Genomic DNA, 17561 nt, shown 5'->3' on the forward strand with positions numbered 1-17561 from the left:
CCCTCTCAGACAGCCAGACACCCACCACAGTTGCCCCGGACACGTAAAACATCTCCCAAATATCGGGTCCGCCCCCTGGTCGGCCCCCGAGGGGCGCCACGCGTTTTCGCGGCACGTCATGGGAGACTCGACACGTGATTGTCGAACACGCGTACGTAAACGTGGCCTCGTACGAACAGGATGAGTGGCCCTGGTCCGTGCCTTGTGTGCGCGGGCTGCTGGACGGCGGGCTGCGGTTCACCGCGCCGGTGACCTTTCTCGTCGGGGAGAACGGCTCGGGCAAGTCCACACTGGTCGAGGCGCTCGCGGAGGGCTTCGGTCTGGACTCCTGGGGCGGCTCGCACGACTGGCGTTACGCCAGCCACCGCCCCAAGTCGGTGCTGGGTGAGCGCATCCGGTTCGACGCGGCTCCGCGCGGACGGCGCATGCTGGGCAGCTGGTCCGCCCGCAAGGGGTTCTTCCTGCGCGCCGAGACGGCGCTGGACGCCCTTGACCGGGAGGGGTTCGCCCCGCACTCGGTCAGTCACGGAGAGGGGTTTCTCGCCGCGTTCCGGGGCAAGTTCCTCCAGCCAGGGCTGTATGTGATGGACGAGCCGGAGGCAGCGCTGTCGTTCGCTTCCTGCTTGGAACTGCTCGGCCATATCGACCAGTTGGTGAGGAACGGCGGCCAGGTCATCTGCGCGACTCACTCTCCCCTGCTGACCGCCCTGCCGGGTGCGGACATCGTCGAGGTCGGCGAGCACGGCATGCGTCGGGTGGCCTGGGGCGAACTCGCCCTGGTCGACCACTGGCGCCGCTACCTCGCCGACCCACAGACCTATCTGCGCCACGTCCTCGACTGACAGGACGCTTACGGCGTGCTCGTGCCGAGCATCTGGGTGAGTGCCTCGGCGAGGGGCGTCGCGCAGGCCGAGTGCCAGACGATCACGGTGCCGGGTCGTACCAGCGGCGCGCCGTCGGCGGGCAGCCGGACCTCCGCGACCTGGTCCGTACAGACCGCCGTACGGCCGGCCGCCGCACAGCCGATCGGATCGTCCGAGATGCCCGGACGTCCGGACGGTGATTCCTTGGTACGGGTGCATCCCGGCTCCCGGCCGCCACTCCCCCGGTCCGCGGTCGGTGGTCCGGTGTGCGTGCTCGCGCCCATGGATGATCAAGGAGACTCTCATGGTCAACGCCCCGGACAAGACGCTCAGCGGCAAGGTCGCCTTCGTCTGCGGTGCGTCCCGCAATCTCGGCGGGCTGATCAGCACCACGCTGGGCGCCGAGGGCGCGAAGGTGGCCGTCCACTACAACAGCGACTCCTCCCGGGCCAAGGCCGAGGACGTGGTCGCACAGATCAAGGCCGGCCCCGGTGAGGCGTTCGCCGTCCAGGCCGATCTGACGAAGCCGGCCGAGGTCGAGCGGGTCTTCGACGAGGTCGTCACCCGGTTCGGCAAGCTCGACTACAGCGTCAACACCGCCGGAGTGGTGCTGAAGAAGCCCCTCACGGAGATCACCGAGGAGGAGTACGACCGGATGTTCGCGGTCAACTCCAAGGCCGCGTTCTTCGTGATGCGCGAGGCGGCCCGCAGGATCGAGGACGGCGGAAAGATCATCACGATCGTCACCTCGTTGCTGGGCGCCTACACCGGCCTGTACTCCTCCTACGCCGGCAGCAAGGCCCCGGTGGAGCACTTCACGCGCGCCCTGTCCAAGGAACTCTTCGGCCGGAACATCTCGGTGAACAACATCGCGCCGGGCCCGATGGACACCTCGTTCTTCTACCCCGCCGAGGACGACGACGCCATCGCGTACCACAAGTCCTCGGCCATGAACGGTGACCTCACCAAGATCGAGGACATCGTCCCGTGGGTGCGCCACCTGCTCACACACGGCTGGTGGGCCAACGGCCAGACACTGTTCATCAACGGCGGCTACACCACCCGGTGAACTCCCGCTTCACAAGCTCCTGTTGAGGGTGTGCCGGCCCATCGGCGCAGGGCGGCTTCGAGGCCGGTGACGGCGGCGGTGTCGGTGTCGGCGGTGTCGCAGGCCCAGGCGACCACCCCGTCCGGGCGTACCAGCACCCCGGTCGGCGTCGCACGGTCGTCGGTCACGCTGCTCACCCGCCCGGCCCACGCCGCGGCGAGGCGGGCGAACGCGCCGTCCGCAGTGCGGTCGAGCAGCAGGAACCCGCCGCCGTGCCCGTGGTCGGCCAGCCGGGAGCCGTCGCTCAGCCACAGGTCGGGGACGTACCGCCCGATCAGCGGATGGTCGCCGGGCAGGTCGATGCGCTGGGTGACACCGGAGATCTTCTTGACCGCGTAGGTCGCGCCCGCACCAGTGCTCAGCAGGTCGGCGACGACTTCCCGCAGCGCCGCCGACTTGGCGTCGCCGCGCATCACCCCGATCTGGGCCCGTGTCCAGTCCAGCACCCAGGCGCCGAGGGGGTGCCGCTCGGCGTCGTAGGTGTCGAGCAGCCCTTCGGGTGCCCACCCGGCGATCACGGCGCCGAGCTTCCAGCCGAGGTTCATCGCGTCGCCGACCCCGAGGTTGAGGCCCTGACCGCCGAACGGCGCGTGCACATGCGCGGCGTCGCCGGCCAGCAGCACCCGACCCGACCGGTAGGTCGCGGCCTGGCGGGCGTTGTCGGTCCAGCGGGTCGCCGGGGCGCGCAGCGCGGTCAGGGTGACGTCGGTGCCCGAGACCCGGCGCAGACTGGACTGCACTTCCTGGAGGGTGACCGGCGCCATGGGGGTCCCCCCGCGCGAGCGAAGCCGAGCGTGGGGGAGGCCGACGGGAGGGCCGTCGAACTCCACGGTGACGATCCGGCCCGGCTGTGGCCCGTAGCGGTACGCCCCCTGGGGCGACCACGCCCAGCCGTGCGCGAGCTTCTCCGCGTCGGCGATGTCGGCGACCGCCAGGTGTCCGGTGAGTTCGGGGTCGGTGCCGGGGAAGCCGAAGCCCGCGAGGCGGCGCACGGCGCTGCGCCCGCCGTCGCACCCGACCAGCCACCCGGTGCGCACCGTGCCGGCGGTGGTGCCGACGAGCACGCCGTCGCCGGTGTCTTCGAGCGCGGTGACCTCCACCCCGCGACACACCGGTACGCCGAGTCGCGCGACATGGTCGGCCAGCAGTTTCTCCAGCTCGCGCTGCGGCACCATCCTCGCGTCGGCGACCGCGGTGTGGGCGGCGAGATCGGGATCGGACCAGTCGACGAGGTCGGCGTCGAGGACCATCCCCGCGAAATGCCCGGTGAACCGCGACTCGCGTGCTCGCCGGCCTTCGGCGGGTTCCCGGCCGTCGGCCGTGCGAGCGAACGACCCCACCCGCTGGAGGATCTCTCGCTGCACCTGTTCGGCGGCGGGCAGCAGACCGCGGCGGTCGAGTGCCTCCGCCGTCGGAACGTTGATCGCTCCCGCCTTCATCGACTCGTCCGGTTCGGCCCATCGCTCAATCACCTGCACCGACACTCCGGAGAGCGCCAGCTCCGCGGCGAGCACGAGGCCCACCGGCCCGGCCCCGACCACGGTCACGTCCATGTCCTGGTTCATATCCCTCATCACGAACAGCGTTCTATATACGAACACTGTTCGTGTCAAGCTATAGTGGCCGGGTGAACCCGAGAGAGCGACGCGCGGCGCGCCATCAGCCGCCGAACCCCGAGGCCGCAGCCGACCCCAGACCGCGGCGCCGCAAGGCGCCGATCACCGTGGAGCAGGTCGTCGACACCGCGCTGGGCGTCGTCGCCACCGAGGGTTACGAGGCGCTGACCATGCGACGGCTGGCCGGCGCGCTCGACACCGGGCCCGCCTCGCTCTACGCCCATGTGGTCAACAAGGCCGACCTCGACGAACTGCTCATCGGGCGGCTGTGCGCCGCACTCGTCCTGCCCGAGCCCGACCCGGCGGCCTGGCGGGAGCAGATCCGCGGCGTGTGCGCCCAACTGCGCGACCAGTACCTGAAATACCCCGGAATCTCCCGTGCCGCGCTCGCCATGGCCCCCACCGACCTCGAGACCATGCGCGTCAGTGAGGGAATGCTGGCGATCCTGCTCGCCGGGGGCGTCGCCCCGCAGGCCGCCGCCTGGGCCATCGACGCCCTGTTGCTGTATGTGGCCGCCTACTGCCTTGAGGCGGCGATCGCGCGCCAGCGGGCAGCGCATGAGGACGCTGTCTGGGTGCTCGACCGCGAGGAGCTGGAACGCCGGTTGACCGCGCTGCCCGCCGAGGCCTTCCCGCACACCGTCCGCCACGCCGGCGAACTCACCGCCGGCGAGGGCCACGACCGGTTCGACTTCACTCTGGCCCTGATGATCGACGGCCTCGCGCACCGCGGCATTGGTGAACCGAACCGGTGAACCACCGGTCCCGGCGCCGTGTTCACCTCACCAACCGACTCGGCACCCGATAGCCATGCGTCATGGACCTGCGCGAGCGAGCGGAACCCCGGCCGGAACCACAGCCGCATACAAGAACCCATGACATGACCTTGACCAGACACTGGCGCCAGTGGGGCGTCGTCGCGCTGGCCGGTGTTCTGCTGGCCGCGTCAGGGACGGGAAGCGCCGCGGCCAGGCGGGAGCAGGGTGGGGAGGGAGAGGTCCACGCGTACGCCGTGGACCCGCCGAACTCCTGGTACGAGAACCGCTGTCTGTATCACGGGTACGACGAGTCACCGCATCTTCCCAAGCTGGTCGAGAACGTCGTCATGACCTGTGGCACCGGGGACACCTGGCACGGGATCGGCAAGACCTGGACGGCCACCAAGTACGGCCAGCTCGTGAGCGGTTACGACCAGGCCGCCAGGCAGTATCTGTGCCTCGATGCCGCCGCCCCGCATCTGGAGGGCTGGGCGGGTGACGGCGACAGCGCCGTTGTCGACAGCGCCTGCGACAACGGCGATGCGCAGAAATGGAGCTTCGCCGACAACAGGGTACGGAACAACGACAGGTGTCTGGCCGCGGGTGACGACGCGGACAACGGCTGGTGGAAGTACTGGGGGTTCAGCACCATCTCGGTCGTCGCCCGGGACTGCTCGGCGGACCAGTCGCGTCTGACCTGGAAGACACCGGCGCCGGCCGGTCCCGAGGAGCAACCGGAGATCTGCCGGTACATCCCCGACGACAACGACGACGTCAGTCCTCGCGCCTGCTTCATGTGGGCGTCCGCGCATCACAGCGACGTCACCTCGAAGGACTACATCTTCGAGAGCCCCGACAAGTGGTCCGAGCAGGCCCATGACCACGCGGAACACCGCAAGCGCGATGTGCAGGAGGCCGATGTCACGCTCATCGTCAGTGTGCAGGAATTCGGCAGTGCGGCGGAACACATCCGGCATGCGACAACCGCACATCCGGACACGGCGATCCTCACCATCGACCGCAGCACCGCGGACGCGACACAACGCCGCCGGCAGACGACGAGGCTGATCCGCCAGTACCGCAGGGATCACAGCGTCGCGGCCAACCAGGACGTGGACGAATGGCCCATGGCCATGTTCGCCGAGGGCGGGGAGAGCCCGGTGCTGAGCCTGATGGCGATCGACCGGGAGAGCAACCGCTCGTTGGGCGCGGCGATCGCCAACGCGCTGGACGGCGCCAACCCCGCCGACACGGCATGGTGGAACAACGCCCGGGTCAGATTCGTCGTGGTCGACACCATCGAGCAGGCGGACAACCTGGCCCAGGCTCTCCGGGCACAGGACGACCAGCGCAACCGCGCCGACGCGGTGCGCGTACTCAGCCGGGTCATCACCCAGCAGGCCGAGCAGGACAATCGCACGTACCTGCAGGATGTCACGGCAGGCCTCCGACAGCAGATCAACAACGCCGGGGTGGGCATGACGGCGCTGGGCGCCTTCGCGGTGCACTCCTTCGGACAGCCGTGACGTGATCCCGGCCCGCACGCTGGACTTCGCCCCTGAAGACGGCGACGGACGAACCCGCCTGAGCCGCCTGGGCGGTGAGCCGGCGTGGCTCGACACCCCGCAGTGGCCGCTCTCGTCCCGCCATGGGGAACCGATGACGTTCCTCGCCCAGTTCGTCGTACCGGGCGAGAACGTCACGACCTACCTGTTCATGGATCTGCGGGGCACCCGCAGCTGGCGGCCCGACGCCGGTCAGAACGCGCTGGTCCTCCAGCCGTCGGGCCGGATCCCCCCGTTCATCACGGTGGTCCCGCTCGACGCCGGTCCCGTGCTGCGCGACGCGGCCGGCCACACGGTGTGCCACGAGGCACGCCTCACACCGTTCCCCCTGGGTGCGGACTCCACACAGCACCTGGGCGGACACCCGAACTGGCTCCAGGGCGACGAGGCGCCGCACGGCTGGACCTTCCTCCTGCAACTCGACGCGAGTCAACTACGCGATGCGGCAGTGGAGTTCGGTGACGCGGGCATCGGCTACGCCTTCGTCAGCCCGGACCGGAGGGAGGGGAGGTTCCTGTGGCAGAGCGCATGAAAGGTGGCATCTGCCGCAGCGGCCATGGCACCGTGACGTCACCGGGGTACTCCCCGGGCGACACGCTTGAGGGGCGCGCCGCCATGAGTTCGAGTTCGAGAGGGCAGATGACACACGTACAGGAGTCGGCAGGCCAGGCAGTCGAAGTCCGGCGGTTCTGGCAGCGGCTGGGGCTGCCGGGGCTCGTCGACGTCCACACCCATTTCATGCCCGAGCGTGTACTGCGCAAGGTCTGGGACTACTTCGACTCGCTCAGCCCGGGCGACGACGCCCCCGTATGGCCCATCACCTACCGCGCCGAGGAGGCCGAACGACTCGCCGTCATACGGGACTTCGGCGTCCGCACCTTCACCTCCATGCTCTATCCCCACAAGGCGGGCATGGCCGAGTGGCTCAACGGCTGGGCCGCGGAGTTCGCGCAGCGGACTCCCGACTGCCTGCACACCTCGACCTTCCTGCCCGAGACGCGAGTCGAGTCCTATGTCCGGGAGGCGGTCGAGGCAGGCACCCGGGTCTTCAAAGCGCATGTGCAGGTGGGGGCGTACGACCCCGCCGACGAGGTACTCGACTCCGTCTGGGGGCTGCTGGCCGAGGCCGGGATCCCCGTCGTGATCCACTGCGGCTCGGGGCCCATGCCCGGCAAGCACACCGGCCCCGAGCCTATCAGTCGCGTGCTCTCCCGCCACCCCCGGCTGCGGCTGATCATCGCGCACATGGGGATGCCGGAGTACGAGGACTTCCTCGACCTCGCCGAGCGGTACCAGGAGGTGCGGCTCGACACGACGATGGTGTTCACCGACTTCGCCGAACCGTTCGCTCCGTTCCCTCGTGATGCCCTGCCCCGCCTGGCCGACCTCGGCGACCGCATCCTGCTGGGCAGCGACTTCCCCAACATCCCCTATCCGTACATACATCAGCTCCAGGCCCTGGAGCGTCTCGCCCTCGGAGACGAGTGGCTGCGGGGCGTCTGCCACGACAACGCCGCGCGGCTGTTCGGCGTGTGAGGTACGAACGCCCGGGGCAGCGGCACCGGTCAGCGACGAGGAGTGCCCCTGTCCTGGCCTCGCGGCATCCGGGCCCGAGCAGGCGGCCTGGTTCTTCGGCCGGGACGGGCTGATCGCCCCGTTGACCGGACGCCCGGCCGACGGCCTGTGCGTACCCGGCCCACTGGTCGTCGTCGCGCCGTCCGGTGCCGGAAAGTCATCGCTCCTACAGGCCGGGGTGGTGCCTGCCATCCAGCACGGCGTTCTGCCGGCGGCCGGATCTCGGGGGTGGCCACAGATCGTCTTCACGCCCGGCCCTCAGCCGCTGCACTCCCTGAACTCCCAGCTCGCACCGCTGGTCGGCATGGACCCGTCCGAGACGGCGGACCGCTGCGGGACGGGGCGGGACGCGTGCGTCACCGGGGTGCGGCAGGCGCTGCGGGACGCGCTCGCCGCCGTCGGCACGCCGGTCGTCGGCTGCCCCCAGTTCGACCAGACCAGGTCGCCCAGACTCACCTTGCCGTCACCGCAGATGAGCGTGAAGCGTGCCGGCGAGCGGACGGGCCGGCCGTCGCAGCCGTGGACCACCGCCGACGAAGGGGCCGTACGCGTCGCCGTCGCGACCGCACCGGGGGTGTCAGCCGGCCGTGTCGTCGCCATGGATCCGCCCGGCCCGGCGGCCGATGGTGCGGATGTTGCCGCCGGGGCAGATCCCGAACCGCCGCATCCCGACAGCGGCAACAGAACACCCGCCGCTGTGCCGAGGGTTGACACGCCTCGACGCCATCCCCTGATCATCCGCCCGCACTCATGGCACCCGGATCGTGTCGGTCCCCGTCCGGCACGCTCGCACGGCGAGCCCGTGGCATGGGCCGAAGGGCCCCTGGTCAGGCCCAGCGGCCCATGGCGCGGGTGCCCGGCGCGCCCAGGCTGGAAGCACACCTCAGGAAGGAAGCCGGTGCGATGACCTCCGCCACCACTATGAGCATGGCTCTTGAGCCCGTGCACCGCGAACGGCTGATGCGCCTCGCCCGCGAGGTCTCCTTCGAGGCCGGGACCCGCCTGTTCGAGGAGGGCCGCCGCGCCGACCGCTTCTGGATCGTACGCACCGGTACCGTCGCCCTCGACCTTCATGTGCCCGGCCGCCGGTCCGCCGTGATCGAGACTCTCGGTCACGGGGAACTCATCGGCTGGTCCTGGCACTTCACGCCGTACAGCTGGCATCTGGGAGGCGAGGCGGCGAGCCGGGTACGAGCCTGGGAGTGCGACGCCGAGGCGGTACGGGCCCTGTGCGCCGAGGACGCCGACTTCGGCCGGGCGATAGCGGTCTGGGTCGGTCGCGTGGTCGCCCAGCGGCTGCACGCCTCCCGGATCCGCCTGCTCGACCTGTACGGCCCCTACGGCAGCGGCGGCCTGGCATGACCACGCACCCCGGTGCGAAGGACGCCGTGCCTGGCGGCGCGGACCGGTTGGGCGACGGTCAGCCCCTCGACAGTCAGCCCCTGTTGCCTCCGCTCAGGTTCCCCCACCACGGTCCGACCTGCTTCCACTCCTCGTCCCACTCGGCCATACGCCGCCGGATCAACCGGGTGCGGACCAGCCGTCCCGCGCCCCAGACCGCCGCTCCGACCGGTACGGCGACCAGGACGCCCGTCATGACCGCCTCCAAGGTCGCCGCGACACCGGTGACCGGCGCATTCACCACCCGGTCCTTCGAGTTCGTCCACACGGTGACCCGGCTGCCCTGCGGGGCACCCGGAAAGACCTTCGCCTGACCCTTGTGCACCGATCCGTCCGTGTCCGTCCAGCGGACGGTGGCCCACACCCGCCCGTCGTCGTATCCGCCGCTGCCGGCCTGGGCGTGCGGTGCGGGACCGGTGAGTACGGCGGACACCGGGTGCACCCGGCTCGACCGCTCGAAGGTCTGCGCCGCGACCACACCCGCGAGGCCTCCGGCGAGGACGGCGAGCACCCAGATGGCGAGCACGATCCAGCCCTCGACGACATCGCTGTGCCGCCGTAGCGGGTTGCGTCGCCAGTGCCACAGCCGCACCGGCGTGACCGTCGTGGGAGGGGTTCCTGCCATCGTCGGCGCCTCCTGTTCTGGGCCGGGGCCGGCTGCCCTGTGCCGACGGCTCTGCCTCAAGCCGTGCGGGCCCGGTCGGCTTCGTGGCGGCCTGCGTCGGCGTCGGAGCCGGGGTCCCGGTGGCGGGGCGGTCCGGTGAGTGCGCACTTCACGTCGACCACGCCCGGCACCGCACGGGCGAGCCGGGCGGCCGGCGTGATCAGGAGGGTCTCGCGGACCCGCCCGGCGAGCGAGACGACTCCGTCGCGCACCTCGACCCGGATCGTGTCGGCGTGCCGGCCGAAGAGCCGTACGACGATCTCGCGCCGCACCTCCTCGGCGATGTCCTCGTCGTCCCGCAGGAACACCTTCAGCAGGTCGGAACGGCTGACGATGCCCCTCAGGAGGCCGTCGCGGCCGACGACCGGCAGCCTCTTGACCCTGCTGCCCGCCATGATGCGGGCGGCTTGGGCGAGGGTGGCGTCCGGCGCCACGGTGATGGCCGGTGCGGTCATGAGGTCGCCCGCGGTGACCGCGTCCGCCTTGCGTACGTCGGCGAGGTGCGCGAGCTGCCCGTAGCGCCCGATGTCCCCGTCGCCGTACTGCTCCTTGGGCAGCAGATCGGCCTCGGAGACGACACCCACGACGACGCCCTTGTCATCCAGCACGGGCAGCGCGCTGACCCGCCAGTCCTGCATGGCCTGCACGATGTCCTTGAAGACCGCTCCGGTGCGCAGGGCGAGGACCCGGTGGGTCATCACGTCGTTCACGACGGTCGGAGTGCCGTTCATGGCGTCCTCCCGGGGCTGCGCTGCCGTCCTCGGACACTTCCAGGCTGCGGGTCACACGCCCTCGCAGTCATGGGCCGAGTGGGCCCGAGACGCTACCCCCGTCGGCCCCATGCCGCGGGGGATCCGCTACGTCCGGGGCAGCGGGACGTGCCACTCCAGGATGGCGCCGCCCTTCTCCGGGGCGGTCACCTCCAGCAGCCCGCCCAGTTGTTGCGCCCGCTCGGCCATGTTCCGCAGCCCGCTGCGCCGGCCGCCGGCCGGGATGCCCACGCCGTCGTCCGAGACCTTCAGTCGGACCTCACGGCCGTCGGTCGCCAGTGCCACGTCGGCCCGGCCGGCATGGGCGTGCCGGGCGATGTTGGTGAGGGCCTCGGAGAGCACGGCCACGACCTGGTCGGCGATCTCGCGGGCCACATCGGTGTCGAGCAGGCCCTCCATGCGCACGCTGGGCGCGAAGCCCAGGACCGCCGCGGCCTCGCCTGCCACCTGGACGACTCTGGCCCGCAGCCCGCTGCCGACGGCGTTCTCGCGGGCGCGCAGCCCGAAGATCGCCGACCTGATGATCTTGATGGTCTCGTCGAGGTCGTCCACAGCCCGCAGCACCCGCTCGGCGGCCTCGGGATGCTCGATGAAGCGGCCCGCGCTCTGCAGGGTCATCCCGGTGGCGAAGAGCCGCTGTATGGCCAGGTCGTGCAGGTCGCGGGCGATCCGGTCGCGGTCCTGGAGCACGGCGATCTGCTGGGCGTCCTGGCGGCGCTCGGCCAGTTCCATGGCGATCGCGGCCTGTGCGGCGAACCCCAGCAGCAACTCGGTCTCCTTGCCGGAGTACCCCGGCCGGCCGACCTCACGGGCCAGCAGCACCACCCCGCGTACGCCGCCCTCGGCGGTGCCGATGGGGACGGCGACGGCGGGGCCGAGGCCCTCGAAGCGCGGGGGCTCGGGCGTGATCCGCTCGTCGTGGCTGACATCGTCGCTGGTGACCGGGGTGGCGGTGGAGAACGCGAGGCCCATCAGGGTGTCGCGCAGGGGCAGCGCCAGTCCCCGGTGCGCGTCCGCGTCGACTCCGACGGCGTTCTCCACGCTGAGCGCCTCGCTGCCCTCCAGCGGCATCGCGACCGCCGCGAGGGCCGAGCCGGAGATCTCCCGGGCCCGTTCGGCGATCAGGTCGAGAGCCTCGGCGGGAGCCGTGCCGGACATCAGGCTGTGGGCGATCTCCGCGTTCGCCCGCAGCCAGCGCTCGCGCAGCCGGGAGTCCTCGTACAGTCGGGCGTTGTCGATGGCCACGCCGGCCGCCACGGCCAGTGTGGACAGCACGGACTCGTCGTCCTCGTCGAACTGCACCCCGCCGCGTTTCTCGGTCAGGTACAGGTTGCCGAAGACCTGGTCGCGGACCCGGATGGGGACGCCCAGGAAGGTGTTCATCGGCGGGTGATGGGCCGGGAAGCCGTACGAGGCGGGGTGCTGGGAGAGTTTTTCCAGCCGGAGGGGTTCCGGGCGGCGGATCAGCTCGCCGAGGATGCCGTGGCCCTCGGGCAGGGAGCCGATCTCGGCGATCGTCTGCTCGTCCACACCGACGGTGTGGAAGTCGGACAGGGTCCTGCCGTCCGGTCCTATGACGCCGAGGGCCGCGTATTCCGCGTCCACCAAGGTGGCGGCCGCTTCGACGATGGAGCGCAGGACTTGTTCCAGATCCAGCTCCCGGCCGACGGCGAGGACCGCTCCCAGCAGGCTGTGGACGCGGTCCCGGGTGCCGCGGGCAGCGTCGATCCGGGCCTGCAGCTCCTCCAGCAGCTCGTCGAGCTTCAGCTGCGGCAGCAGTTCGCGGGGCTCCTCGGGAGTTCCCACCGTGCTCCTCCCGCTCCCTCGGCGCACGGACCTCGAACCGACGGTCGTCTCCACCGTATCCCGCGCGGGCGGGCCACGGTACGCCGGACCGGGACACCGGCCAGGGGCGGCTGGATGGTGGCTGTTCCATCGAGGCTGTCCTGCGGTTGTCCGCGAGGCGAGCACGGGACATCGACCGGGCGATCCGTCTCCGCGAGGGCGGGGCCGTAGGGATCGAGGGGTATCTCTCACCACCGCGTCTCACCGCCGCGCTGGGCTGACACCCGCACACCACCGCCCCGGCCGCCGGCGCGTGACGTGGCCGGGGCACGACCGGCGGTCGAGGCCGCGGAGTTCAGTGCGCCGGGGCGGAACGGGCGCCACCGGCCTGCGCGGACGCCCCGCTGCCGGTGAGTACCAGTTCCTTCGCCCGCCGGAACTCGTCGTCGGTGATGTCTCCGTGGGAGCGCAGGTCGGACAGCTTCGCGAGTTCGTCCGCACTGGTCACCGGCGCGCCGGTCCGGGCGGCCTCGCGGATGTAGCTGTCGACGGCCTGCTGCTGTGCACGGGCCTGTTCGGCCTCCCGGCGGCCCATGTTCTTGCCGCGGGCGATGAGGTAGACGAAGACGCCCAGGAAGGGCAGGAGGACGACGAACAGCAGCCAGCCGGCCTTGCCCCAGCCGCTCAGCTCGTCGTCGCGGAAGATGTCGATGACGATCCGGAAGAGCAGCACGAACCACATGATCCACAGGAAGAACACCAGCATGGACCAGAAGACGCTCAGCGCCGGATAGTCATACGCGAGGTAGGTCTGCGCGCTCATGTCGCTTGCTCCGTCCCGGGTGTGCACCCGGTAGTTGTTCCGTGCGCTTCCCAGCGTGCGCGGGACGGGAGTACGGCCGCCTCACCCGGGGCGGGTGAACGGCGGTCAGGGCGTCGAGGCATCCGCTCGGCCGACGGTGGCAGTCGGCCCCGTCGCAGCGGCGAGGACGCCCGTGACGGCCAGCACGACCACGACCAGAAGGAGAACGAGTGCCACCACACCCACCGTGGGGTGGTTCCACAGCACGAGGGCCAGGGCACCGGCCCCGATGGTGACACCGGTGGTCCACGACCGGTGAGCGGCCAGCCACTGTCCCCCGTGGCCGGTGTCCACACCCGCGCGAATCAGTCCCCGCCCGGCCGCCGTGGCGCCCCGCTGCGCCGTGGATCGCACGGCGCGGGCCGCGCGGCTCGGCCCGTACAGATAAGCGGCCAGCGCCGTGATCACGGAGACGACGATGAGCGTACGGGCGCTGTCGCGCAGGAAACGGACAAAGGTATCGAAGATCACGGAGGCCGCGTCGGGCGGCAGCGTGGTCGGGGGAACCGAGTCGAGGTAGACGCGCCGTACGACGGCCAGTGCCACGAGCAGCACGATCATCATGGCGCCGACGCCGAGGGAGGTGACGATCAGCATCACCCGGTGTGCGGGAGCGGCCCACACGGCCGCGGCGGCCGCGGCGAGGGTCAGCACGGGCAGCCACGTGCCGGCGATGTCGAGCAGCCGCATCGCGTTCTGCGCCTTGTGGAGTTCGTCGGTGCGGAACAGGGTGACCGAGCGGTCGATCTGCGGGATGGCGGAGGCCTGCTTGAAGCCCGCGTCGACCAGACGCTTCTGAACCTGGTCGACCACCACTCCGATGTCGAGCTGGACCGTGTCGCCCTCGGCCTTGAGCGCGCCCTGTCCTTCTCCGGTGAGCATGCCCACCACCGCGGACTGCGCCCGCCGGTTGGACGCCACCCAGGCCTGCTGGAAGGCGTCGCTGGTGACCACGCGGTCGATGGTGCGGTGCACGACCGTCTGCACGGCGGAGCGCAGCGGACCGGTGAGTGCCTTGGACGCGTCGACGACGCGTGGCGGTGCGCCGTTGTCCGCGAGCAGCTTGGTGACCGAAGCTGTCACCGACGGGACGTCGACCTGGGCCACCACGCGGTCGGTCAGCCGGTTCACCAGCGCGTTCTGCACGGCCGGTGCCGAGGCGAGCGGCGCGACGGTCTGCACATAGCGGCCGGTGTCGGTGACCGTGTCATGGACCCAGACCGCGACGGCGGCCAAGGGAGCGAGCACAAGCGTGAGGACGAGGAGAACCGATGCGGCCACACAGCGCAGGCGTCGGCGGCGTGTCTGCGAGGCGGTGCGGAGCCGCTCGTACTCGGCGTGTTCCTCAGCGCTCAGGACATGTCCGGACTCCCCTGACGGGTCCGGGCGGGACGGTCCGGAGGCTGCGCCCGAAGCCATGGCTCCTCCTTTCCTGCCGGCCTGTCGCCGTGGGCGTCACCCCTGGCGGGTGATCCGGGCGGCGACCCGGTGCCGGGCAACCGGTCATGAGGGCATCTGGCGAATCTCCAGCACACGCAGGCCCAACGACTGGCAGCGGGCCAGCAGCCCGTACAGCTGCGCCTCGTCGATGATCGGGCCGAACAGGACGGTCTGACCGGACATCACCACATGGTCCAGCTCGGGGAACGCCTTGAGCAGCGGCTCGGTCATCCGGCCGTCGACGCGAATCTCGTACTGCATGCGCTGCTCTCCCCCACGTTCCTGGGACGAGCCTGCCAGTGCCTTTCCGTGTGATCCTCCGTCTTCGGTCCCGCGCACCGCCTCACCCGTGGGAGGTGATCCCGCGCCGCCTGCTCGCCCCTCACAGGAGCCCCAGCTCGCGGGCGCGGTGCACCGCGTCGTGCCGCCGGTTCACGGCCAGTTTCCGGTAGGCGCTCTTGAGATGGGTCTTGACCGTGTTGACCGACACATACAGATCGGCTGCGATCTCCTGTGTCGACATCATCTGCGCCAGCCGTCGCAGGACGTCGCGTTCGCGTCCGCTCAGCTCTTCCACCACCGGCAGCGGCAGCGGCTCCGCGGGCCGCGCCCGGCCACCGGGCCACGGCGGGCCGGCCGCGAGCCAGCCCTCGGCCAGCGCGCGCAGCGGCGGTGTGCGCAGCAGGGGACGCAGCCATGGTCCGGCCTCCTGGAAGGGGCGGCGCAGCCGCTCGCGCCGGGCCTGCCGGAGCGCCTCGGCCACGAGGCCGCGCCGTGCGGCCGGATCCCCGGCTTCGCCCGCGACCTGTGCCCGGACCAGTGCTGCCCGTACGGTCACGGCGGGGCCGGTGTGGTCCAACAGCCTTACCCGGTCGAGGAGTTCGAGCGCGGCGCCCGGCCTGCCCGCGGCCACCTCCGCCTGTGCGGCCCCCACGAGGCACACCGGCTCGCGCTCCAGTTCCTCTCCCAGCAGCTCGACGGCCCTGTCCGGTCGGCCCTCGGCGAGGTGCGCGGCGGCTGCCACCGACGCCCTGTGCGCTTCGGCCCAAGGCGATACCACGTCCGTTACGACGGCCCCGCCCACCGCTTCGTGTGCGCCCCGCGTGTCACCACGGGCCAGGAGCAGACGCCCGGTGACGATGGACTGCCCCGCTCGTGTCACCGGATCCGGTGGCAGGCGCCGCGCGTCGTCCGCGGTGGCGAGAAGCGCCTCGGCCCGGTCCAGTTCGTCGCGGTCGACGGCCACCGCGGCCAGGACCAGCGAGGCGAGCCCCGGCCCGGGACCCGGGGGCGGATCGTCGCGGTCCGTCGCGGTGACCGCGGTCAGGGCCTTGCGCTCCGCTCGGCCCGGCCAACCCTTCAGGTAGTCGATGAACGCGAGGTGGCTCAGGCACTCCTGGCGCGGCTGTGCCGTCGATACCGACCGGCCGGCGCCGACCACCGTCGTCAGGGCTGCCCTGGCGTCTCCCATACGGCCGGCCCACAACCGTGTCGCGCCCAGATGCGTGAGCAGCAGGGCGTTCAGCTCGGGATGTTGCGCCAGCAGCCGGCCGGGGACCTCGCTCCGCAGCCTCTCGGCTGCCTCGGCGGCCCTCTCCGCCCGTGCCGGCGAACCGGTGAGCCGTCCGGCCAGGGCTTCCAGGAGCGCGCCACTGAGCCGGGCCGCGGCCAGGTCCGCCGCGTCCTCCGCGAGGGATCCGTCCCCGTCGAAAGATCCCTCCCCGTACGAAGATCCGTCCTCGTCGTAGGATCCGCCGTGCCGTGCCAGGGCCTGTGCGGTGCGTTCCAGGCGGGCCAGGCCGTGGTCCATGTCGCCCCGGGACAGTTCCCGGGCCGTGCGGACGAGTTCCGTGGCGGGGCCGGTGGGCTTGGGTCCCATCCGTGAGAACAGCGCGGACAGGGCGTCGGCGCGCGGGCCGGTGAAGATCTCCCCGATGGCGAGTTCACCGACGAGGGCGCCGGCGGCGGCCGCCCAGTCGTGCGCCGCCGCCGCGTGGCCGAGTGTCTCGTCGAGGGATCCCCAGCGCCGCAGCCAGCGTGCCGCGCGGCGGTGGAGTTCGGTTTCCAGGCCGGGAGAGCGCACCCGCAGATGGGCGTGGAGGATCTCGCCGAACAGCGGATGGAGACGGAACCAGGTGCGCCCGAGATACTCGACGAAGGCGTTCTCGCGGTGCAGTTCGGTCAGGATCAGCTCGGCGTCGATGCGACCGGTGAGGGCGTTGGCCAGATCCGGGCAGAAGCGTTCGAGGACGCTGATCCTCAGCAGCAGGTCCTGTGTCCTGGCCGGCTGCCGCTTGAGCACCTCCGCCAGCAGGAAGTCGGCGATGGTGGTGCGGTCGGCCTCGAACTCCTTGAGATACGTCCGGGGGTCGGTCTCCCCCTGCGCGGCCAGAGCGCACAGCCGCAGTCCGGCCGCCCATCCCCGGGTGCGTTCGACCAGGGCGGCGAGGTCGTCGGCCGGCAGGTGCAGTCCGTGCAGCGCCAGCAGGCCGGCTGTCTCGTCCGGGGTGAAGGCCAGCTCGGCGTTCCTGATCTCCGTGACCGCACCGGCCGCCCGGTAACGGTGCAGGGGGAGCAGCGGATCGGTTCGGGTGGCGAGGACCAGGCGCACACCGTCTCGCGCCTGCTGGACGACGAACTCCAGCTGATCCGCGACCTGAGGGTCGCTCACCCGGTCGTACTCGTCGATGACCACGACCACCGGCGGGTCCCCTGCGCCCAGTTCGGCGGCGAGCCGGGTGAGGAGGCCCTCGTCGACGCGGCCGGCGTCGGCCGGGCAGCCGGCGTCCGTGGAGAGCGGCGCGCCGGCGAGGCGCAGGGCCTGGACGAGGTATGCCCAGAAGGTTCCGCAGCCCTTGTCCGCCGCCGGCGCGGTGAGCCAGGCGACGGGACGCTCCCGTGCCAGGGCCCAGTCGGCGACCAGCAGCGTCTTGCCCGCCCCAGCAGCCCCTCCGACCACGGTCAGCGGTGTCAGAAGCGCCTCGTCGAGGTGGCGGACCAGCCGCTCGCGATGCAGAAAGGTCAGGGGAACCGCCGGTACGGCGAACTGGCCCCGCGGGAACGGATCCCCCCGGGGATCGGCGTACGGCGTGGTCGGTGACGGTCTGTTCTCGTCCAGCAGGGTCATGGTGTTCACCACCACTGCGCGGGGGTG

The 17561-nt window shown here is 71.3% G+C and carries 17 protein-coding genes; 8 read left to right on the plus strand and 9 right to left on the minus strand.

The window, feature by feature from the left end; all coding sequences use genetic code 11:
* Positions 1-134: 134 nt before the first annotated feature.
* Entirely contained in the window at positions 135-842 is a 708-nt protein-coding gene (locus tag IE277_RS42905) for an AAA family ATPase (RefSeq protein WP_189959141.1), read from the plus strand.
* A gap of 8 nt (positions 843-850) precedes the next feature.
* Here the strand turns inward: IE277_RS42905 and IE277_RS42910 are convergent, their stop codons facing one another.
* Complete coding sequence (locus tag IE277_RS42910) at positions 851-1147, minus strand: hypothetical protein (protein ID WP_189959142.1); 297 nt, start codon at positions 1145-1147, stop codon at positions 851-853.
* Positions 1148-1167: 20 nt separating this feature from the next.
* On the opposite strand from IE277_RS42910, the gene IE277_RS42915 reads away from it, so the two are divergent.
* Entirely contained in the window at positions 1168-1932 is a 765-nt protein-coding gene (locus IE277_RS42915) for an SDR family oxidoreductase (protein ID WP_189959143.1), read from the plus strand.
* Here the strand turns inward: IE277_RS42915 and IE277_RS42920 are convergent.
* Positions 1917-3545 (minus strand): FAD-dependent oxidoreductase, encoded by a 1629-nt coding sequence (locus tag IE277_RS42920; protein ID WP_229882453.1) that lies wholly within the window; start codon positions 3543-3545, stop codon positions 1917-1919. The two genes, IE277_RS42915 and IE277_RS42920, sit on opposite strands and share 16 nt — an antisense overlap.
* Positions 3546-3598: 53 nt before the next feature.
* Between IE277_RS42920 and IE277_RS42925 the strand changes: the two genes are divergently transcribed.
* The 6 genes from IE277_RS42925 (at position 3599) to IE277_RS42950 (ending at position 8847) form a co-directional block, all read left to right on the plus strand.
* Positions 3599-4342, plus strand: a complete 744-nt coding sequence (locus tag IE277_RS42925; RefSeq protein ID WP_189959144.1) for a TetR/AcrR family transcriptional regulator C-terminal domain-containing protein — start codon at positions 3599-3601, stop codon at positions 4340-4342.
* A 125-nt stretch (positions 4343-4467) separates the two neighbouring features.
* Positions 4468-5871, plus strand: a complete 1404-nt coding sequence (locus IE277_RS42930) for a ricin-type beta-trefoil lectin domain protein (protein ID WP_189959145.1) — start codon at positions 4468-4470, stop codon at positions 5869-5871.
* Position 5872: 1 nt separating this feature from the next.
* The gene (locus IE277_RS42935; protein WP_189959146.1) at positions 5873-6442 is read left to right on the plus strand and encodes a DUF1963 domain-containing protein; all 570 of its coding nucleotides are present in this window, start codon (positions 5873-5875) and stop codon (positions 6440-6442) included.
* A 107-nt stretch (positions 6443-6549) separates the two neighbouring features.
* The gene (locus IE277_RS42940; RefSeq protein WP_189959147.1) at positions 6550-7446 is read left to right on the plus strand and encodes an amidohydrolase family protein; all 897 of its coding nucleotides are present in this window, start codon (positions 6550-6552) and stop codon (positions 7444-7446) included.
* Positions 7355-8392 carry an nSTAND1 domain-containing NTPase gene (locus tag IE277_RS49945; RefSeq protein WP_373310999.1) on the plus strand — a complete coding sequence of 346 codons (1038 nt, stop codon included), beginning with the start codon at positions 7355-7357 and terminating at the stop codon, positions 8390-8392. Before IE277_RS42940 ends, IE277_RS49945 begins: the two co-directional genes overlap by 92 nt.
* Complete coding sequence (locus IE277_RS42950) at positions 8389-8847, plus strand: Crp/Fnr family transcriptional regulator (RefSeq protein ID WP_189959149.1); 459 nt, start codon at positions 8389-8391, stop codon at positions 8845-8847. Before IE277_RS49945 ends, IE277_RS42950 begins: the two co-directional genes overlap by 4 nt.
* A 73-nt stretch (positions 8848-8920) precedes the next feature.
* Here IE277_RS42950 and IE277_RS42955 read toward each other — a convergent pair whose 3' ends face one another.
* The 7 genes from IE277_RS42955 to IE277_RS42985 form a co-directional block, all read right to left on the minus strand.
* Positions 8921-9511, minus strand: coding sequence for an Rv1733c family protein (locus tag IE277_RS42955; RefSeq protein ID WP_189959150.1), 591 nt, complete (start codon positions 9509-9511; stop codon positions 8921-8923).
* A gap of 56 nt (positions 9512-9567) precedes the next feature.
* Positions 9568-10281, minus strand: coding sequence for a CBS domain-containing protein (locus IE277_RS42960; protein ID WP_189959151.1), 714 nt, complete (start codon positions 10279-10281; stop codon positions 9568-9570).
* 126 nt (positions 10282-10407) lie between these two features.
* On the minus strand, positions 10408-12126 hold the full coding sequence (locus IE277_RS42965) for a sensor histidine kinase (protein ID WP_189959152.1): 1719 nt from the start codon (positions 12124-12126) through the stop codon (positions 10408-10410).
* Positions 12127-12460: 334 nt separating this feature from the next.
* Positions 12461-12928 carry an SHOCT domain-containing protein gene (locus IE277_RS42970; RefSeq protein ID WP_189959153.1) on the minus strand — a complete coding sequence of 156 codons (468 nt, stop codon included), beginning with the start codon at positions 12926-12928 and terminating at the stop codon, positions 12461-12463.
* Positions 12929-13033: 105 nt separating this feature from the next.
* On the minus strand, positions 13034-14386 hold the full coding sequence (locus IE277_RS42975; RefSeq protein ID WP_189959154.1) for a hypothetical protein: 1353 nt from the start codon (positions 14384-14386) through the stop codon (positions 13034-13036).
* Positions 14387-14470: 84 nt separating this feature from the next.
* Entirely contained in the window at positions 14471-14668 is a 198-nt protein-coding gene (locus IE277_RS42980; protein ID WP_189959155.1) for a DUF8691 family protein, read from the minus strand.
* A 121-nt stretch (positions 14669-14789) separates the two neighbouring features.
* Positions 14790-17534: a helix-turn-helix transcriptional regulator gene (locus IE277_RS42985; RefSeq protein WP_189959156.1), complete on the minus strand. Its 2745-nt coding sequence runs from the start codon at positions 17532-17534 to the stop codon at positions 14790-14792.
* Positions 17535-17561 lie beyond the last annotated feature (27 nt).

It is taken from the genome of Streptomyces alanosinicus (genome assembly GCF_014650595.1).
Lineage (GTDB): Bacteria > Actinomycetota > Actinomycetes > Streptomycetales > Streptomycetaceae > Streptomyces > Streptomyces alanosinicus.

Excerpts from the sequence above, each read along its gene's own strand:
- IE277_RS42910 (WP_189959142.1), bottom strand. The coding sequence starts at position 1,147 with ATGGGCGCGAGCACGCACACCGGACCACCGACCGCGGACCGGGGGAGT.
- IE277_RS42915 (WP_189959143.1), top strand. The coding sequence starts at position 1,168 with ATGGTCAACGCCCCGGACAAGACGCTCAGCGGCAAGGTCGCCTTCGTC.
- IE277_RS42920 (WP_229882453.1), bottom strand. The coding sequence starts at position 3,545 with ATGAGGGATATGAACCAGGACATGGACGTGACCGTGGTCGGGGCCGGG.
- IE277_RS42930 (WP_189959145.1), top strand. The coding sequence starts at position 4,468 with ATGACCTTGACCAGACACTGGCGCCAGTGGGGCGTCGTCGCGCTGGCC.
- IE277_RS42940 (WP_189959147.1), top strand. The coding sequence starts at position 6,550 with ATGACACACGTACAGGAGTCGGCAGGCCAGGCAGTCGAAGTCCGGCGG.
- IE277_RS42950 (WP_189959149.1), top strand. The coding sequence starts at position 8,389 with ATGACCTCCGCCACCACTATGAGCATGGCTCTTGAGCCCGTGCACCGC.
- IE277_RS42955 (WP_189959150.1), bottom strand. The coding sequence starts at position 9,511 with ATGGCAGGAACCCCTCCCACGACGGTCACGCCGGTGCGGCTGTGGCAC.
- IE277_RS42960 (WP_189959151.1), bottom strand. The coding sequence starts at position 10,281 with ATGAACGGCACTCCGACCGTCGTGAACGACGTGATGACCCACCGGGTC.
- IE277_RS42970 (WP_189959153.1), bottom strand. The coding sequence starts at position 12,928 with ATGAGCGCGCAGACCTACCTCGCGTATGACTATCCGGCGCTGAGCGTC.
- IE277_RS42975 (WP_189959154.1), bottom strand. The coding sequence starts at position 14,386 with ATGGCTTCGGGCGCAGCCTCCGGACCGTCCCGCCCGGACCCGTCAGGG.
- IE277_RS42980 (WP_189959155.1), bottom strand. The coding sequence starts at position 14,668 with ATGCAGTACGAGATTCGCGTCGACGGCCGGATGACCGAGCCGCTGCTC.
- IE277_RS42985 (WP_189959156.1), bottom strand. The coding sequence starts at position 17,534 with ATGACCCTGCTGGACGAGAACAGACCGTCACCGACCACGCCGTACGCC.